Source organism: Aulosira sp. FACHB-615, from assembly GCF_014698045.1.
Classification (GTDB): domain Bacteria; phylum Cyanobacteriota; class Cyanobacteriia; order Cyanobacteriales; family Nostocaceae; genus Nostoc_B.
On record NZ_JACJSE010000037.1, the window covers coordinates 1 to 18038 of the forward strand.

At 41.5% G+C, this 18038-nt stretch carries 15 protein-coding genes and 2 pseudogenes; 9 read left to right on the forward strand and 8 right to left on the reverse strand.

Annotated elements, in window-relative coordinates; all coding sequences use genetic code 11:
• Positions 1-99: pseudogene (locus H6G77_RS30900) on the forward strand (IS982 family transposase); the annotation flags it as partial.
• On the opposite strand, the pseudogene H6G77_RS30905 reads toward H6G77_RS30900, so the two are convergent.
• Positions 97-282 (reverse strand): annotated as a pseudogene (locus tag H6G77_RS30905) (response regulator); the annotation flags it as partial. The pseudogenes H6G77_RS30900 and H6G77_RS30905 overlap by 3 nt on opposite strands.
• A gap of 846 nt (positions 283-1128) precedes the next feature.
• On the opposite strand from H6G77_RS30905, the gene H6G77_RS30910 reads away from it, so the two are divergent.
• The 3 genes from H6G77_RS30910 to H6G77_RS30920 all read left to right on the forward strand — a co-directional run bounded on the left by H6G77_RS30910 (position 1129) and on the right by H6G77_RS30920 (position 4295).
• Positions 1129-1560 (forward strand): response regulator, encoded by a 432-nt coding sequence (locus H6G77_RS30910; RefSeq protein ID WP_190669449.1) that lies wholly within the window; start codon positions 1129-1131, stop codon positions 1558-1560.
• Positions 1561-1806: 246 nt separating this feature from the next.
• Positions 1807-3141 carry an ATP-binding protein gene (locus tag H6G77_RS30915; RefSeq protein ID WP_190873587.1) on the forward strand — a complete coding sequence of 445 codons (1335 nt, stop codon included), beginning with the start codon at positions 1807-1809 and terminating at the stop codon, positions 3139-3141.
• 26 nt (positions 3142-3167) lie between these two features.
• On the forward strand, positions 3168-4295 hold the full coding sequence (locus H6G77_RS30920; protein WP_190669446.1) for a hybrid sensor histidine kinase/response regulator: 1128 nt from the start codon (positions 3168-3170) through the stop codon (positions 4293-4295).
• Positions 4296-4343: 48 nt separating this feature from the next.
• Here H6G77_RS30920 and H6G77_RS30925 read toward each other — a convergent pair whose 3' ends face one another.
• From H6G77_RS30925 to H6G77_RS36390, 3 genes are all read right to left on the reverse strand, one after another.
• The gene (locus H6G77_RS30925) at positions 4344-4805 is read right to left on the reverse strand and encodes a response regulator (protein WP_190669444.1); all 462 of its coding nucleotides are present in this window, start codon (positions 4803-4805) and stop codon (positions 4344-4346) included.
• A 715-nt stretch (positions 4806-5520) separates the two neighbouring features.
• A complete protein-coding gene (locus tag H6G77_RS30930; protein ID WP_190669442.1) occupies positions 5521-8052 on the reverse strand; it encodes a hypothetical protein in 2532 nt (843 codons plus the stop codon).
• 249 nt (positions 8053-8301) lie between these two features.
• On the reverse strand, positions 8302-8523 hold the full coding sequence (locus tag H6G77_RS36390) for a peptidoglycan-binding domain-containing protein (RefSeq protein ID WP_190589609.1): 222 nt from the start codon (positions 8521-8523) through the stop codon (positions 8302-8304).
• Positions 8524-9004: 481 nt separating this feature from the next.
• Here H6G77_RS36390 and H6G77_RS30940 point away from each other — a divergent pair, with 481 nt between their 5' ends.
• Positions 9005-9211, forward strand: a complete 207-nt coding sequence (locus H6G77_RS30940; protein ID WP_190589610.1) for a glycogen debranching protein — start codon at positions 9005-9007, stop codon at positions 9209-9211.
• Between the two features lie 131 nt (positions 9212-9342).
• Here H6G77_RS30940 and H6G77_RS30945 read toward each other — a convergent pair whose 3' ends face one another.
• Entirely contained in the window at positions 9343-10029 is a 687-nt protein-coding gene (locus H6G77_RS30945; RefSeq protein WP_190873588.1) for a Uma2 family endonuclease, read from the reverse strand.
• A gap of 112 nt (positions 10030-10141) precedes the next feature.
• Between H6G77_RS30945 and argS the strand changes: the two genes are divergently transcribed.
• Both argS and H6G77_RS30955 read left to right on the forward strand, forming a co-directional pair.
• Positions 10142-11908 (forward strand): arginine--tRNA ligase, encoded by a 1767-nt coding sequence (gene argS / locus H6G77_RS30950; RefSeq protein ID WP_190669436.1) that lies wholly within the window; start codon positions 10142-10144, stop codon positions 11906-11908.
• A gap of 321 nt (positions 11909-12229) precedes the next feature.
• Complete coding sequence (locus tag H6G77_RS30955; protein WP_190873589.1) at positions 12230-13876, forward strand: serine/threonine protein kinase; 1647 nt, start codon at positions 12230-12232, stop codon at positions 13874-13876.
• A gap of 57 nt (positions 13877-13933) precedes the next feature.
• On the opposite strand, the gene H6G77_RS30960 is transcribed toward H6G77_RS30955, so the two are convergent.
• Positions 13934-14143 carry a capsule biosynthesis protein gene (locus tag H6G77_RS30960; RefSeq protein ID WP_190589614.1) on the reverse strand — a complete coding sequence of 70 codons (210 nt, stop codon included), beginning with the start codon at positions 14141-14143 and terminating at the stop codon, positions 13934-13936.
• Between the two features lie 283 nt (positions 14144-14426).
• Between H6G77_RS30960 and dapB the strand changes: the two genes are divergently transcribed.
• Positions 14427-15263: a 4-hydroxy-tetrahydrodipicolinate reductase gene (dapB, locus tag H6G77_RS30965; protein WP_190589615.1), complete on the forward strand. Its 837-nt coding sequence runs from the start codon at positions 14427-14429 to the stop codon at positions 15261-15263.
• 88 nt (positions 15264-15351) lie between these two features.
• Entirely contained in the window at positions 15352-16035 is a 684-nt protein-coding gene (locus tag H6G77_RS30970) for a phosphate ABC transporter permease (protein WP_190589616.1), read from the forward strand.
• A 42-nt stretch (positions 16036-16077) separates the two neighbouring features.
• Here the strand turns inward: H6G77_RS30970 and H6G77_RS30975 are convergent, their stop codons facing one another.
• Both H6G77_RS30975 and H6G77_RS30980 read right to left on the reverse strand, forming a co-directional pair.
• The gene (locus H6G77_RS30975) at positions 16078-16707 is read right to left on the reverse strand and encodes a precorrin-8X methylmutase (protein ID WP_190589617.1); all 630 of its coding nucleotides are present in this window, start codon (positions 16705-16707) and stop codon (positions 16078-16080) included.
• Between the two features lie 156 nt (positions 16708-16863).
• Complete coding sequence (locus tag H6G77_RS30980; RefSeq protein WP_190669430.1) at positions 16864-17673, reverse strand: TPM domain-containing protein; 810 nt, start codon at positions 17671-17673, stop codon at positions 16864-16866.
• Positions 17674-18038: the final 365 nt, after the last annotated feature.

Genomic DNA, 18038 nt, shown 5'->3' on the forward strand with positions numbered 1-18038 from the left:
CGCCTCAATCGCAAGATTTTAGCTCATACCGTCTGTTTTTGGCTTAATCGCCACAATTGTGATCCTCTTCAATTCGACGCACTTGTTACGGAATATTAAGTCGCACATCGCGTTATCTACCACTGCGACATCTGGCTTTGCCGTTTCTAACAGTTTCATTCCTTGGGTTGCGTTAGCAGCTTCTCCAATTACTTTCAACCCGCTTTGCGACTGCAATGCAGCCTTCAGCCCCATTCTAGTTAAATCGTGATCCTCAATTAAAATAATGCTGATTTCGTTCATCACTAAACTCACTCTTCTATATATTCGCGTCTGTTCAACTGCGCTTTTGTCAATCACTTAATCTAAGTTTTTCCAAACCAAAGATAGATGATATGGCAATGCTCTTGCATCCACCGATAGAAGTATGATTTTCCCAGTTTTTCAAATGGATAGATACAAATATCTAGCCAGAGATGTATGGATATTCTACAACCAAATATGAAATATTTATCTCAATTTATCGTCTTTAACAACCTTTCGTAATATTTAGCGAAATAATTGATATATGACTCATATTTGATTTGGGAAAAAAATCAGTACACCCAGTTCAGCCTTCTTTCCTACTCCCTACTCCCTGCCTAAACAACTAGATTCAGGAGTCAAACCCTATTCCTATAGTTGTTGTCGAGACCTTGTATACCAAGTCTTGAGATCATTTTTAGAGTTCAGTTTCGCCTAGAATTGCTAGAGCCATCCTCCATGATTTATCAACATCTCACTCTCTTAATTTCCCAAATCCTGATATAGCTGTAACCCACCCTACTGAATATTTACTTTTAAACAGCCTTTGAATCAACAATAGTATGAATTAGCAGGCCATTGGCCAAGATGGAGGTAAGACAGTCGAACGGCTCAAGCTGATGAAGCAAAATATTTGTTTACAACTCTCACTAATGGCTGAGGACAGGCATTAACAGGCTCATTTACAATGATAGTGAGCTTAAATCATGCTTTTTTGCTTATAGATTATTAAGTTATTAATTACTAATCATAAAGATAGTGTAATTAATTAATTATTAATAATCAAGTTTATTTTCATAAGTGATTTAACTCATAATTACAAAAGTTGAGTTGTTGCCGAAAAACATGCTGGAAAGAGTGATTAATATATTACTAGTGGAGGATGATGAAGTTGATGTCATGAATGTCAAGCGTGCCTTTAAAAAAGTTAATATTACTAATCCACTGTATCTAGCAAGTAATGGCTTAGAAGCTCTCGAAATGTTGCGGAACGAGTATGGTCAAAACCCAAGTGTACCAACAGAGCGTCGCTTGATTTTATTAGATTTAAATATGCCAAAAATGAGTGGCATCGAATTTCTGCAAGAATTACGTTCTGATCCAAAATTATGTACCACGCCTGTAGTAGTGATGACTACCTCAAATCAGGATCAAGATAGGGTACAAGCCTACAACTTAAACGTTGCTGGCTATATCCTCAAACCACTCACATTCAATAAGTTTGTTGAGACAATGGCTACCTTGAATAAATACTGGGTACTGTGCGAAATACCTTAAACAACTAAAACCTGATAGGGAATATGTATAATCTAGATTTTCTTTAAACAAAGACTAATAATCAGAGTCAAGATAATTACCGAATTGAGATATTATTTTGTTAATCAATATAATAATGTCCACTAAAGATGTTTCTTTAATTCGTATATCCAAACCTGTAACTCAAATCTCAAACTTTTTATTTGGATAGACAGAAAATAAAAATGATAGACATTAAACCGCATTGGACAGCGAAAATAAAAACAAATGGAAGAAACGCTGAGAATTTTGGTTGTAGACGATGATGAAGTAGACCGGATGGCAGTACGCCGTGCCTTGATGCAAGCAGGTGTCAAAATGGAACTGTCAGAGGCTGGTAATGGCCATGAAGCACTGTTAGCGTTGGCGAGTATCACCTTTGATTGTGTTTTCCTAGATTATCGCTTGCCAGATCAAGATGGTTTAACACTGATTCGTCGGGTACAAGCATCAGAAATCAAAGTTCCTTTAGTGGTTTTGACAGCACAAGGTGATGAACAAATTGCAGTCGAGTTGATGAAAGCTGGTGCGACAGATTATCTGGCAAAATCACGGGTATCTTCAGAAATATTGGCACAAATTTTACGCAATGCTATGCGAGTATATCGTGCTGAAATGCAAGCAAATTTAGCACTACAACAGTTAAAAGAAAGTAACGAACAACTCATCCGCAAAAATCAAGAACTCGAAAGACAAAGACAACAAATTCAAATCCAAAATTTAAAATTAATCGAAGCATCACGGTTAAAAACCCAGTTTTTAGCTACAATGTCTCATGAATTACGGACACCAATGAATGCAATTATTGGGTTTTCGCAAATTTTATTGCGACCAAAATTCGGGCAATTATCGCCTCAACAAACCGATATGGTCGAGCGCATTCTGAATAATGGCAAGCATTTATTAATGTTATTAAATGAAGTTCTAGATTTTTCTAAATTAGAAGCAGGTAGACTGGAACTAAAAGCCGAATTATTTGATGTAACGACAGTGATCAATAGCACTGTCAAAGAAATGCAATCTCTAGCAGAAGCGAAAAAATTAGATTTGCAAGTCGAGATAGATTTAGAAAATCCTTGGGTATTTAATGACTCGGTACGTGTGCGGCAAATTTTAGTAAATTTGCTGTCGAATGCAATTAAGTTTACCGAAACAGGTTCTATCTGGTTAGAAATTGAAGAACTGCCAGAAAATCGGATAGCGATCGCAGTTCGTGATACAGGTATTGGTATCGCTCCCAAAGATTTTCAGCATATTTTTGAAGCCTTTCGCCAAGTTGATCAAAGCCTCACACGGAAATATCCAGGTACAGGCTTGGGTTTGGCAATTGTCGATTCCTTGGTGCGAATGATGAATGGCCAAATCTTGATCGAGAGTCAATTGGGAATCGGTTCGATGTTTAAAGTCGAGTTACCCCGACAAATATTAGCCAAAGAGATAGCCGGAAAAATCCCGGCTTTAAATGTTGATGGTGAACATATTTTTTTCTCGGCGCATAATCCCCATAAGTCTTCTCCCCCATCTCGTCGTTCATCGATGAGGTATCCCAACCTCAAACTATAAATCCCTAGCACAAAAGTAAATTAGTCATGTCTGTTGTGGAAAAGTCTCAAAAAGTTGATCGCATTCTTGCCGTTGATGACACTAAAGATAACCTGATCTTAGTGCAGACAATTTTAGAAAGTGAAGGCTATCACATCGATTTAGCAACTGACGGTAAATCTGCTTTAGAATATGTCGAAAAATCTCCGCCAGACTTGATTTTGCTGGATGTGATGATGCCAGGGATGGATGGTTATGAAGTGACAGATCGCATTCGCAAGAACCCAGCAATTAAAGTTTATATTCCCATTCTGCTGATTACAGCCTTTCATGAATCTAGTGTAGTAGAGGGACTAGATGCAGGTGCAGATGATTTTATTCGCAAACCTTTTGATACAGATGAACTACTAGCAAGAGTGCGATCGCTTTTGCGACTCAAGCGCAGTTTAGACGAACAAGATAAGATGGCTCGTCAACGGGAAGACTTTGTATCGCGTCTTACCCATGACTTGCGTACTCCCTTGGTAGCCGCAGATCGAATGCTGGGGTTGTTTCTTGAAGAAACATTCTGCAAAATTTCGCCGGAAATGAAACAAGCCATCTCCGTGATGATTCGCAGCAACAAAAACTTAATGCAAATGGTCAATACCTTGCTAGAAGTGTCTCGTATGGATGCAGGGAAAAAGACCTTCAACGATGATGTTTGCAACTTACCCGAAATCATACAAGAAGTAGTCAGCGAATTAGCACCCCTGGCGAGTGAGAAAAATTTAAATGTCACAGTAGACAGCAGTGGTTTAGCCAACAATCCCACAAATCTCGGAGTGGTGATGGGTGATCCTTTAGAACTGCGCCGTGTGTTCAACAACCTCTTGGGTAACGCCATCAAATTTACCGATACAGGCAAAATTACAATTCGGATTTCCGAACAAGCAGACAACCCCCAAGGCAAAACCTGGGTAATCATCGCCGTGGAAGATACAGGTTATGGTATCGCCCCCGAAGACCAAGCAGGTATATTCGAGCGATTTCGTCAAGGGAGAAATAAACGCTCTGGTAGCGGTTTAGGGTTGCATCTTTCCTACAGAATTGCTGAAGCTCACGGTGGTGATATTACCGTTGCTTCCGAACTGGGTAAAGGCAGTGTGTTTACAGTGCGACTACCAAAAATCTAAGCAAAGTTCTGAGTGCTGAGTTATGATTCAGACTTCAGCCTTGTTTTCCTACTCCCTAGCCTCTAGCCGCTCATCATTGGAACAAGGCTCTAATTTTCCCTTCAAAAGACGGCGAACCACACTTTCTAAATCTTCAATCAAAAATGGCTTGCTAATGTAGTCATCAAATCCCGCCTTGAGAATGCGTTCTTTGTCTTCTCTGGTGGCTAAAGCCGTTACTGCGAGTACGGGAATTTTATGAGTTAGGGGATTTTCCTTGAGATAATGTACAACTTCAATGCCACTGAAACTAGGTAACAAAATATCTAACATGATCAAGTCTGGCTGATACTCTTTAGCCACCAACAATGTTGAGGAACTGTCTGATTGACAGATAAATTGACAGCCAAGTGACTCAAGAGCATAACTAATCAGCAACAGATTATCATCATTATCTTCCACTGCCAAAATTAAAGGCTGCTGAGAGTGCTGCTGCTTGCTATCACTGATGAATGAATGTGCTAGATACATCTTTTCTCCAGAAAAATCAATGGGGATTTATCGTCTCTGGTGATTTTGCAGACGAGCCATCCCACAAGGGATAGGATGGAGGGACTTGAGAATTGCGTTCAGATTATTTTTTGCCAGTTGAGTTATGAGTACAGTCTATCTACAATCTTAAATTCAATGTCTCAAATTGACAGACTTTTATAGGTTGAGCAGACACTTTTTGATTATACGCAAAATTACATAATTTTTTGGCAAGAGCTTATCATAATTTGATATAAAAAAATTTAATTTAGGCTATGGTCTATGGTGAGGCGATCGCCATCACAATTAAAGATACAAACTCATAGGTATAAATGAGTAATGAGTTAGGAGTAATGAATAATGAGTTAGTAGAAATACTCATTACTTATCAGGACTTACACAAAATTATGAAAAAACGTAGACGCGTTCTTCGGCTACCCGCAGAGTAGGAAAAAAGTTATGAGATTTTGAGAGATTTATTACGTAAGTCCTATACTCACTACTCATACCAATTCGCAATTCGCAGGCTCGCTAACGCAATTAAGAAATCTAGCTCAAGTAAGACTACTTTCCTGATTTCTATCTGTCGCATTCTTATTTCAAATGGGTATCACTACTCACTACTCATTACTCACTCCACTTCGTCCCATAAAGTTTAAAGGGTGCAAAGGTTTTGAACACCCTTACACCCTTACACCCTGTGATACCCCTAAACTTAATATTGCGGCTGAGTCTCAGGCGTTGGCGGATTTTGATTATAAGCTTCTGCTTCCGGGTTCGGCACGGCTTCTGGGGTTGGCGCAGGATTTGTTTGCGGTGGCGGATTATTATTTGTCACAGCAACTTTGAATTTCGGCATTTTATATATTTTTGCCAAAGCTTCAATCAACGAAAAATCATAGACGCTCAGAGCTTTATCATCGTAACAATTAGGAGCATCGGGAGATTTAGTCATCATCTCCGGTACAAGACTTGTAAGTGCTTCGGGAACATTCTGAATGTTTTCTGTATATCTCATCTGCTCGGTTGTGATGTGTGCAAAACACAAAGCTCGAATTTTCAGAGCGTCCTTGTCAGAAATTTTCAGATAGTTCAACTCATCCAAATTAGACTTGTAAAGACCCGCTACAGCTTCAGTCCAATAACGCTGACGATATTCTTCATCCGAAGCTGCATTCTCTTTGGGAGATACGTGTAAATCTCTAACTGCGGCGATCAGTGCATCATTTGTGCGAGCTAATTGCGTCAAATTCAATAACTCTTTGTTGAGTTTTTCGGGAGTTTGCTCATTTTTAGCTAACAATTTGAAGATTTTCAGCAAAGCACGCTGGTTAAAAAGATGAGCTTGTCTGAAGTTTTCATCAGTGATTGAAGGTTGAATTCTAGAATCAGGTGGATTTTTGAGAAAGAAATCTACCATACTGAGCCGCGCATAGCGAGTCATACCTTCAATATTGTCCAGAGCCGCCGCTTTTTTGTAATATTCTTTCGCTTTGACTAAATCTCCTAAATGTTCCGCAGAATCTCCTAAACCAATTTCTACTTTTGCTTTGTCTTCATCACTACTAATGAATTTTTTGGCCTGAAGAAAACTATCTTGAGCTTTCAGCCAATTAGTATTATGTAAATATCCTTGTCCTTGAGCAATATAAACTTTTCCCCAGGCGGGTAATGATGCAGCGACAGAACCTGTAATAGCCGTCATTCCCGCCGCGATCGCTAAGGCTGTAGGTGCTTGTTTGGTGGGGGGTAACTGTAAGTTAGTAAAGAGTTTTTCGAGGGTTTTTCGACCACCACTAGTCAAAGCTGCTGCGCCACCTGCACCTAAACCAATGACTTGCAATACCGCCGCCATGTTTTGTGATAAGTCGGCTTGTTGAGTTTCTTGTCCTTCAACCTTCTGGAAAAATACTTGGCTACTATAAGCTGTAAACGCTGCACCAATACCTAGACAAAGCACAGCCAAAGTATTGAGTAACCAGTCACGGCGTGTCCCTGGTTCTTCTTCCGAACCAACGATCGCAGGTTTGAGTTCCCACCACCAGCGATTTTGGCGTTTTAAGCTATCTTTCCATTGTTTGATTTGGTTATCTTTGTTGAAATCAAGACGATATTGTTTTAATTTGTTGTCTAAAGCAATGAGTTGTCTGGCTAGTTTTTCGGGGACGGGTTTATTGCGATAGGCTTGTTCTAAAGCTTCTTCTACTCCATCACGCGCCAAGAGTGTTTCTAAAAGTTGATCAGAAGAAGGTGGTTTACTAGTTGCAACGATTTCAACTGTTTTTTCGTAACGTGCGATCGCTTCATTCGGTAACGGAACAGAACGGGTAAAAGACCACCACCAACTCATTTCCGGTGGTTTCAGGTTGTTTTTCCATTCATCAACAATATCATCGTTAGCAAAAGACCAAGATTGCGCTTTTAACCGCTTGTCTAATTCAATGATTTTTTCGGTTAAATGACGTGGTGGTTGTTGTTGCTTATTCCAAGCTTTTTCCACTGCGTCCCGTGCTAGTAGTACTTCTAGAAGTTCTTCCGAAGTCGCTGTTGGTGGAGATTCCATCTCCTCTAAAGCTGCTGCGTAACGTTGGATAGCTTGTGCTGGTAGTGGTTCTGTATCGCTGAGTTCCCACCACCAAGTATTAGGTGTAGTTTTACTTAAGCTGATTTTCCAGTACTCTAATTTACCATCTTTAGTAATTACATCGGCGAGCGATCGCAAACTTTCATCCAAATCAATGACAATTTTAGCGATATGCTCTGGTAAAGGTTGATTATCACGGGAAGTTTCAATTGCGTCCCGTGCTAGTAATACTTCTAAAATTTGTTCTTGAGTCGGATGGGGAAGCGACGCTGACAATGCAGAGATAGCTTGTTGATAGCGTTTTGCCACTTGGATTGGTGACATCGCTAACGGATATTTTAAATGCCACCACCACATATTCGGCGGTGCATTTAAGCTATCTTTCCATTGTGCTAATTCATCATCTTCACTCAGCACTTTGGCTTGTGCTTTCAGGCGCTCATCTAAACTTAATAACCTCGCGTAACTACTACCAGTGGGGTTTTGATCAATTTGCCTCTTCTTCTCTACCCCATCACGCGCTACTAATACAGTCACTTTTTGGTCAAATGTTGCTTGTAAAGGCGCTTCTTCTAATGCAATTAAAGCTTCCTCATAAACATCAAGTGCTATATCTAATTGCGATTTTGCTGATACTGAAGGTTGTCCATTTGTATGAACCATTATTTGGATATTCCTTGACTAAGCTATATTTGTATGAGCGATTTTTATGTTTTTATATACTCTGCATTTCTTCTACTTCATCACAAGCATCCGTCTTCAAAACATCACAAATATTAGTGCCACCGCAACGATGACACTAATATCTATATTTGCCACAGTAAATGCTTTACCTTTTATTTTTTATTGTGCTGCCAAAATCAGAATAAAGGTACATCACCTCTCAAGTTATTCGTTAAAAATCCTAGTTATTTAGCAGCCTTGGTTCATTAACGCATACCAAGTGTTAGGGCCGACAACACCATCAGCCACCAGACCATTAGACATTTGAAAGTGTCGGACAGCATTTTCTGTCATCGGGCCAAATATACCATCAGCAGAGATAGAATAGCCCAATGCTTGTAAAGTTTGCTGCACCATATATACATCGCCTGTCTCACAGCCTTGTTGCAAAAAATAACCTGGATAAGACATTTTCTCTCCTATGCTTAAAATGCGCTTTTTTTGACAAGTATTTATGACTAATGATGTTATTTACATCCCTGTTACAGAGATAGTAAAATACTTGATTAATCACAAACTTTGACTGATGACAAATTCCAAATCTCACCACCAAATCCTATCAAGCTAACTCGATATAAATTTGAAATTGTGAATTAATTGGGAATTTCATTTTTGAGAAATTAAGTATATTTTTGTTCGCCAATCAGCGAATGTCATCAGTTAAACTACGCAAGAAATGTATGGCGTAACATATTGCAATTTATTAAGCTAGTGGCTGGTTTTTCAACTTACACAAAACTAACTTAGCGATCAGAATAGAAAAAACTCGGTTAAAAAACTTAAGATGGATAAATTTTTGGCATCAGCCCCACAATGAATGGGTTTTTAGCTTTGCTAGTATTCTAAAATGACCAAATGCCTTGTTAATTTATAGCTTTCGAGAGGATACACCATGACTATTTGGGTAAATGAGCAAATTGATCCATCGGGTATGATATATGCCTGCATTGCTTGTTGTAATGAGTCTCAAGCCAAAGATTGTCATGAGTCGTTTGAAAAAAATTTGACAGAGCAACAAAAAACAGATGGTTGGATAGCTAGATTACGGATAGTTGATTCTTGGGATGAAGTACCAGTTAATGCTTTAAAGCTCAATTGAGGCGAGAGGTTAGAGGTTAGGAGCTAGAGGCTAGTGAGAATCACGGCTGACGCAGAAAGTCTGCTTGTTGAGACTGGGGGTAAGGGTTTTGCTCATTTATACACTTATACCCCTACATCCCTGAACCATCTTTAAATCTCATCTGGATTAATGCCCAACTCCCGCAACCTTTGTGCTAGTCTCTCAGCACGTTCCTTTTCTTGCTGCACTAACTCCTCTGGTGTAGGTAATCTCTGTCCAACTTCGTCATACCAATATAACCACTCGCGCGTCCTTCCCAGATAAGTACCGCGTTCTCTGCCAAGTGCTAAATTAATTTCTGGCATCCACACCCGTGAACCTGGTTGTAAGATGTATTCACTATTTTCTAAACGATAAACTTCTAAAGGTTCTCGTTTACGCCGATATCTCCGGTTGGGGACGTAAATTGCATAATATAAAATGCCTAACTTCGCGTAGTCGATTTTTTTCTTTTCGTATTCGCCGCCGTAGGTTTGTGAAACAACTTCTAAGGCAAAAATAGGAACAATACCATCTTCTTCCCAGAGAACATAGCTTAAACGTCCCTCTTCACCAATAAAACGTTCTACACCTATGCTGAGAAACCCATCAGGTACTAATTGCGGAGTGTCGGGTGCATAATAAATCCCCATATCAACGCCGAAAAACCAATCGGTGCGTTGACTCCAGACTAAAGCTAAAATAGCTTCTAGTAAATTGGGAATCAGGTTTTGTAGTTCGTTATCCACTGGCGTATCATCAGAGTCGGGTAATTCTGCCGAGGACGGAAGGCAGCTGAGGGGGTCGTACTGTACCATGAAAATCCTCAGTTAAATTAGGTGATTATATTTTAAGGTTAAAATAATCAAGCCTTTGAGAATACCTCACTTTCAGCAGTCGCGTTTTGCCTGTCACAGATAACATTTATATATGAATGCTACACAAGAACAATTAAAAGTTAAATTTGAGCAGGCGATGGTTGCTGCTTTTGGTGATGAATACGCCACCGTTGACCCAATTTTAGTACCTGCGGGGAATCCGAAATTTGGTGACTATCAAGCGAATGTGGCTTTATCCCTGAGTAAAAAATTAGGACAGCAACCAAGAGCGATCGCTGCTGCTATAGTTGACAAGTTAGATGTTGCCCAAATCTGCGAATCACCAGAAATTGCTGGCCCCGGTTTTATTAACCTCAGACTTAAAACCGCTTACCTAGAAGCACAACTCAAAGCAATTCACGCCGACTCCCGGTTAGGTGTTCCCCCAGCGAAAACGCCACAGCGAGAAATTGTTGATTTTTCCAGTCCGAACATTGCCAAAGAAATGCACGTCGGACATTTGCGTTCCACCATTATTGGTGATTCTATCGCCCGGATTTTGGAATTTCGCGGACATGATGTTTTGCGGTTAAATCATGTGGGTGATTGGGGTACACAATTCGGAATGCTCATCACTTACCTGCGCGAAGTTTACCCCCAGGCTTTAACCACCGCCAACGCCTTAGATATCGGCGATTTAGTCAGCTTTTATCGCCAAGCAAAACAGCGTTTTGATGCTGATGAAACCTTCCAAGAAGCAGCACGCCAAGAAGTCGTGAGATTACAAGCAGGCGCAGAAGATACAATTCATGCGTGGAAACTGCTGTGTGAACAATCCCGCAAAGAATTTCAAGTTATTTATGACTTGCTGGATATCCATATCAATGAACGCGGCGAATCTTTTTACAACCCCTTATTACCCAAAATTGTGGAAGATTTAGCCGACTCTGGCTTACTTGTAGAAGATCAAGGCGCAAAAGTTGTTTTTTTAGAAGGCTATACCAACAGAGAAGGTGAACCGTTACCATTAATTGTGCAGAAATCCGATGGTGGTTATAACTACGCCACCACAGATTTAGCTGCATTGCGCTACCGCATTCAACAAGATGCAGCCAAACGCATCATTTATGTAACCGATGCGGGACAAAGTAATCACTTTGCTCAATTTTTCCAAGTTGCACGCAAAGCTGGTTGGATTCCTGATGATGTGGAACTAGTGCATGTTCCCTTTGGTTTGGTGTTAGGGGAAGATGGCAAAAAATTCAAAACCCGTTCTGGAGATACTGTCCGGTTACGAGATTTGCTCGATGAAGCAATTATCCGCGCTCGTGCTGACTTAGAAAAGAGATTACAAGCAGATGAGCGTACAGAAACAACAGAATTTATTGCTCATGTTGCCCAAATTATTGGTATTAGCGCCGTTAAGTATGCTGACTTGAGCCAAAACCGCACCAGTAATTACATCTTCAGCTATGACAAAATGCTGGATCTCAAAGGCAATACAGCCCCTTATATGCTTTACGCCTACGCTCGAATTCAAGGTATTAGCCGCAAGGGTGGAATTAACTTTGAAGAATTAGGTGATCAAGCACAACTTGTATTAGAGCATGAAACTGAATTTGCTCTTGCCAAGTATTTACTGCAATTGGGCGAAGTGATTAGTACTGTGGAACAAGACTTGTTACCAAATCGTTTATGTGAATATCTATACGAATTGAGTAAAAAGTTTAATGTGTTCTACGATCGCAATCATGGAGTTAGGGTATTAGACGCAGAAGAACCACAGCGCACATCCCGTTTAGTATTGTGCGATTTAACCGCCAGAACTTTAAAACTTGGATTATCGCTGTTGGGAATTCAAGTATTAGAGAGAATGTAGGTTACAAAGGGAGTAGGAAGTGGGGAGTAGGAAATAAACCTTGTTAATCTTTGGCAGAAAAATGACGTTTTCAAAGCGTAAATGTACGCGGGAGTAAAATTTTCACCTTCTGCCTCTGGTTGGTGAATCTCGACTTCGCTCGATTACCGCGTAGCCGAACCGCCGCCTTCTTCTTCACCTTCACCTAATTTTCAAGATGCAATGTGTGAGCCTACTGTATCATGAAAAAGATTAAGCGGTGGCAATGAGGTGGAGGCTGTTCAATTTCGGGTGGCATATATCTGCTCATTCAGGATTTAGGACTCAAAACGCAGAACATCTATGTTAGCAGGCAAAATTTTGCAGGGTGGAAAGTATACCCTCACCCAAGAAATCGGACATGGTGGCTTTGGTATTACCTTTAAAGCTACACATCACTACTTAGGTCAAGATGTAGTGGTGAAAACTATTAACGAACGCTTGCGGCAACATCCAGATTTTGCCAAGTTCGAGCGCCAATTCCAAGATGAAGCTAGAAGACTAGCTACTTGTATCCATCCCAATATTGTGCGGGTAAGTGACTTTTTTATTGAAGATGGTCTACCCTACATGGTGATGGAATACATTCCTGGGGAAACTTTGGGCAATGCTTTTGTCCTACCAGGGATACCCTTACCGGAAGCCACAGCTATTCACTACATCCGCCAAATTGGTGCAGCCCTACAAGTAGTCCACAATAATGGTTTGCTCCACCGCGATATCAAACCAGATAATATTATTCTCCGCCAAGGCACTCAAGAAGTCATATTAATTGATTTTGGGATTTCACGAGAATTTAATGGTGGTGTCAAACAAACTCACACCGGCATAGTTTCCGAAGGCTACGCACCCATTGAACAATACTTGACACAAGCGCCGCGCACACCAGCTACAGATGTTTATGGTTTGGCAGCAACCTTGTATGCTTTGTTAACAGCACAGGTTCCCATGCCAGCATTATTGCGCGATCGCGAAAAAATGGCATCTCCCAAAGAATTACAACCCCATCTGAGTGCCGCCGTCAATCAAGCTGTGATGCGCGGTATGGCGGTTGATTCTCGCTTCCGTCCCTCAACCGTGGCTGAATGGTTACAACTACTACCGGGTAGTGAGAGCAAGAATATTACCCAAAGCGTTGCCACTAATACAGTCGCCACCGTTGATTTATCAATGCAGCCAGGACGAGGAGTTTTTGGCAAGAAACACAAGGAATATCGGACAAAAAACCCGATGGCAGCCTTTACCAAAACACTAGCAGGGTCTAAAGCCTTAGTTGGTGTAGGTGTGGCTTTATTTGCCGCGAGTGCGGGTTTTGGCATCACTAATTTATTGTCTTCCCATAACAAGCCAAATTCATCCGCCACACCCCTGTTTACTAACCCAGTCACACAATCAAGAGACAATAATTCTAATACCGAGGGTTCACAGTCAACGGCGGAAGCAAATAACACTAACAAAAATACCCAAACAACCACTGCAACCGAATCAGCGTATATTTCCAAACGCCGCCGACAAAACCGCCCAGCACCTACACCACAAGCCACAACCAACAGCAACCCAACCTCAGAAAATACTGCCGCCACCAACTCCGAAACTTCGTCTCAGCAAAATCCCGAACAAGCATCTGTTACACCGAATACCTTACCGACACCATCATTAGTAGATAAACTGAGAGCCTATCGTTCTAATCGAGAAGTTAATCGGGAAAGTGCAACCAAGCGATCGCCAAATAATACCCCACCTGCCACCACCAATCAAACTACACCCAATCCATCAGGCAAGCGATCGAATCCTGTGGTGATACCAGTACCACCACCTACCACAGAATCAAAAAGCCCAGATTCTTCGGCTGTAGTTGTCCCAACTGTAGAAAATAAGCAAAATTCTGCTCCTGACAGCCCATCCCCAAAAGATGAAAAGTCAACAACAGAAAGTAACACTAGTAACTAAGTACCAGTTGTGAACACAAGGATTTGACTCAGCACTCAGCACTTTCAACTCAGCACTCTAAGGGTTTAAGGTAAAAACGCTATCATCTGGTGACGGTGTAGGGGCAGGGATAACAAAGGGTAATATCTGGGGGGGTTCAGATGTAGTTGCAGCGTTAGATGGTTGCAACTGTCCAAAACGAATGAAAACACCAATTCCCAAGCCAAAACAAAAGCAAAAACTAATAAAACCAAAAGAAAGTAATTGCATCAATTTTTGGTTGGCCATAATGCACTCCTCAAAAGATGGTATTAGTTTACTGCAACAAAACCGGAACTTGGCAAGGATGTAAGGGCAAAATCAAGTCAAAAGTAAAAAGTTCAAAGTCAAAAATTCTCTGATTTTTGACTTCCGCATAGGGGTGTTCAAGACCCTTCCCTTTTACCCCTTCACCGTTCGGCTGAAGCTCACGGCGAAGCCCTCAAACCCCTTCACCCAATCTCCACAGACAATCTTGGAGCGTAAGTAGTTTACTATGGACAATGAATAATTGACCATTGACCATTGACTTATGACAAATCAAACTCCGATTCCGGTGATTATTAACGGTGCTGCTGGCAAAATGGGTCGTGAGGTAGTCAAAGCAGTCGCCCAAGCACCTGATTTAACTCTGATGGGTGCAATTGACCGTAACCCCGAACTTCAAGGTAAAGATGCTGGGGAACTTGCTGGTTTAAGTGAACCTTTAGAAGTACCAATTACTGACCAATTAGAACCGATGTTAGGGTACGTGGCGGGTGAGCGACAGCTACCACCAGGAGTCATAGTAGACTTTACCCACCCTGATTCAGTTTATGACAATGTACGCAGTGCGATCGCCTATGGCATTCGTCCGGTTGTCGGAACTACAGGCTTAAGTCCCGAACAAATTCAAAATTTAGCCGACTTCGCCGAAAAAGCCAGTACTGGCTGCTTGATTATTCCTAATTTCTCCATTGGGATGGTGTTACTCCAACAAGCCGCCGTCACCGCATCACAATATTTTGACCATGTAGAAATTATCGAATTGCATCACAACCAAAAAGCTGATGCACCCAGTGGTACAGCAATTCAAACTGCTCAGTTACTAGCAGAACTCGGTAAAACTTTTAACCCAGCAATTGTCCATGAAACCGAGAAAATACCGGGAGCCAGAGGCAGCCTAGCCGATGAAGGAATTAGAATTCATAGCGTACGCTTGCCAGGATTAATTGCCCATCAAGAAGTAATTTTTGGTGCTGCTGGTCAAATTTATACCTTACGCCATGATACAAGCGATCGCGCCTGCTATATGCCTGGAGTGTTACTGGCAATTCGCAAAGTCTCACAGTTAAAGTCGTTAGTGTATGGTTTAGAAAAGATACTTTAAAAGAAGAATTCAGAATGCAGAATCCAGAATATTCTGACTCCTGAATTCTGACTCCTTGTTAAACACTAGCACTCAACACCCAGCACCCATGCTTGTTCCACTGACTCGCCAGAAATTTGAACAAATTATCCCCCTCATTGCTACTGGTCAGCAGTACAAGTACTACTGGGGGAAATTTTCTAATTTTTTACAGCGACTATTAGTTTCGGTAGTTTCTGTAGTTGTGGTTTTACTAGTGAAAGCCCTGTTTGGGCTGGATTTTGGCCCCCTCCTATTTTTCTTGGGGGTTATTGGGGCGATGTTTTGGCTGTGGTACCCAGTGTTCCAAGCCAGTATTCGGAATGCCAAATGTCGTCGTTATAAGTACAGTGGCTTTTTCCGGGGACGCATATTAGATTGGTGGATTACAGATAGATTGATGGGTAAACAAGAAACTGTTAACAGCAAAGGCGAATTGGTAATTGTTGAAAACCGGGAGAAACGAATAAATCTAGAGGTAGGTGACGATACAGGGTTTAGCGTTGAGTTAGATGCACCTCTGCGGCCTTATCATAAAGCGATCGCCCGTGGTCAAATAGCGGAAATGATTGTTATGTCGAACCGTGCCGATTTAGGCACCATTGAAGATTTCAGCGATGTTTACATTCCCAGCCGCGACATCTGGGTTAACGATTATCCCTATCTCCGCCGAGACTTCTTTTCAGAAGCCAGCCGCCGCATCCGCGAAGACCAACAAGATAGACCACGGCGAAGGCGGCGGAAAACAGAGTGAAGTATGAAATTTAATATTTCTCCTTCTGCCTGCTACCTTCTCCTAACTTCCCCGACTCGCATTCTGTCCGTAAGCTTGCCAAGCTAAATCTACCAATCCATCAACAACAGCAGCAGCAACAACGGCATTTCCTTTACGACTTTCAATAGTAATATAGGGAACTAGAGAATCTTGCAGGCGGCTTTTATCAGTATCTACATCAATAAATCCGACTGGAGTCGCAATAATTAAAGCTGGGCGAATTTCTTCCGCTTCAATTAAATCTATTAGTGCTGTTAGTGCTGTCTGTGCCTGACCAACTACAAAAATGCCCTCTGGATAACGTTTGGCGAGAGTTTCAATTCCCCATGCTGCCAGTGTTTTTTCCTTTTGCGGACGTGTGACAGTTTCCATGCTGCAATAGACTGGGTTAGCAAACGTGCTTTGGATGTCGGAAGCAATACCTACTTGTACCATTGGGACATCTACTACGATTGTGGTGCGTGCTGCTAATGCTGCTGCACCAGCTTGTAAAGCATGTTCCGAAAACCGAATTAAAGATTTATATTCAAAGTCAGCAGTGGCGTATATCACCCGCCTCACAATTTCATACTCTGCGGGTGAAAAGACATGATCGCCAATTTCACTGTCGATGATTGCTAAACTTTGAGCATCAGTTACGTGCCATTCCATCACTATTCAGCGCCGATATACCAGCTTTCAGCTTATCAGCTAAGAGTGAATGCTGAGTCAAAATCAACAGGACTTACACACTAGGTTATCATTTCAGGCTGGTGTAAGGGTGTAGGTGTTCTAAACCCTTACACCCTTTGTGATAACTACCAACAATCACAACTCCGCACTCGAAGAAGGACGACTGAACACAGGGGATAGGTAAGCCACTAAAGCACCAATGAAAAAGCCAGAAATATTTCGCACTAGGGGTAGCCAATCACTAGTGCGCGTTACGACTGGCCCAATACCGAAGGCGATAAACAAAATCCCCCATAATGGCGAGAAAATTAATGCCCATTGCCAAGCAACAATTTGTTTATCATTGCGGGGTTGGGCGGCAAATCCACAAATTATCCCACCAATGACTGAGGTCACTAAGGTAAGAATCCACTGTTCTCTGGGTAGTCCAGGTACAACGTTACAACCGCCTTTGAGTAAGCAGCCTTTAACTGAGTCGAGGGCTTGTAAAATTGCTTGGTCTTCGCCTTGTTCTCGCACAAAGTACAAGTTACCAAAACGAGTTTGTAATTCTATCCAAAATGTCCGGGGTAAAAGCTCATAAACGTCATCGCCCACACTAAAGCTGAGAATGTTACCGCCACGAGAATCTGCAACTAGCAGGATACTTTTATCATCTAAACCCCAATAATTGATCACTGCTCGACCAGGGGTGCGATCGTACTGAGTTAATACGCGCAGTTTCCAGCCAGTATCGGTTTCAAATTGCTTGATATCTGAAACTAGCTTGTCTTCCTGAATATCAGTCAGAGTTTTCGCTAAGTCAATAACTGGAGTTTGGAAGTTCGGTAATAAATCAGGATTGTCATAAGCCAGTGCTGCGGAAGGATTTGTTAACCAAATTGACCCAGCCACCAAAAATATGCCAATAGATACTAAAATTCGTCGCCAAAAACAAGACTGCATGGATTCTCTTATACAAATATCAACACTAAAAGTGAACAAGTTGTTTTAAAAAGTAGGAGAGAAAAGTGATACTTCTTTACACTTGTTTACTTTACTCTAATATTAGGGTCGAGGAAAAGTGGGAAGTCAGGGGTGGGGAGTAGGGAGTGGGGAGTGGGGAGTAGGAAATGGGCAGGGGTGCAGGGTGCAGGGGGAAAAAGAAAAATACTATTAGAGCGATGCACTGAGCCTGTCGAAGCGTGGTCACTGAGCCTGTCGAAGTGTCGAAACCCGGTAATCTCCAGTTAGATTTAATTTAGTCCTTCTACTCATAGACCATGATAGCGATCGCTATTTTTTGCTTCAGTATTTTGGAATGCGAAAAT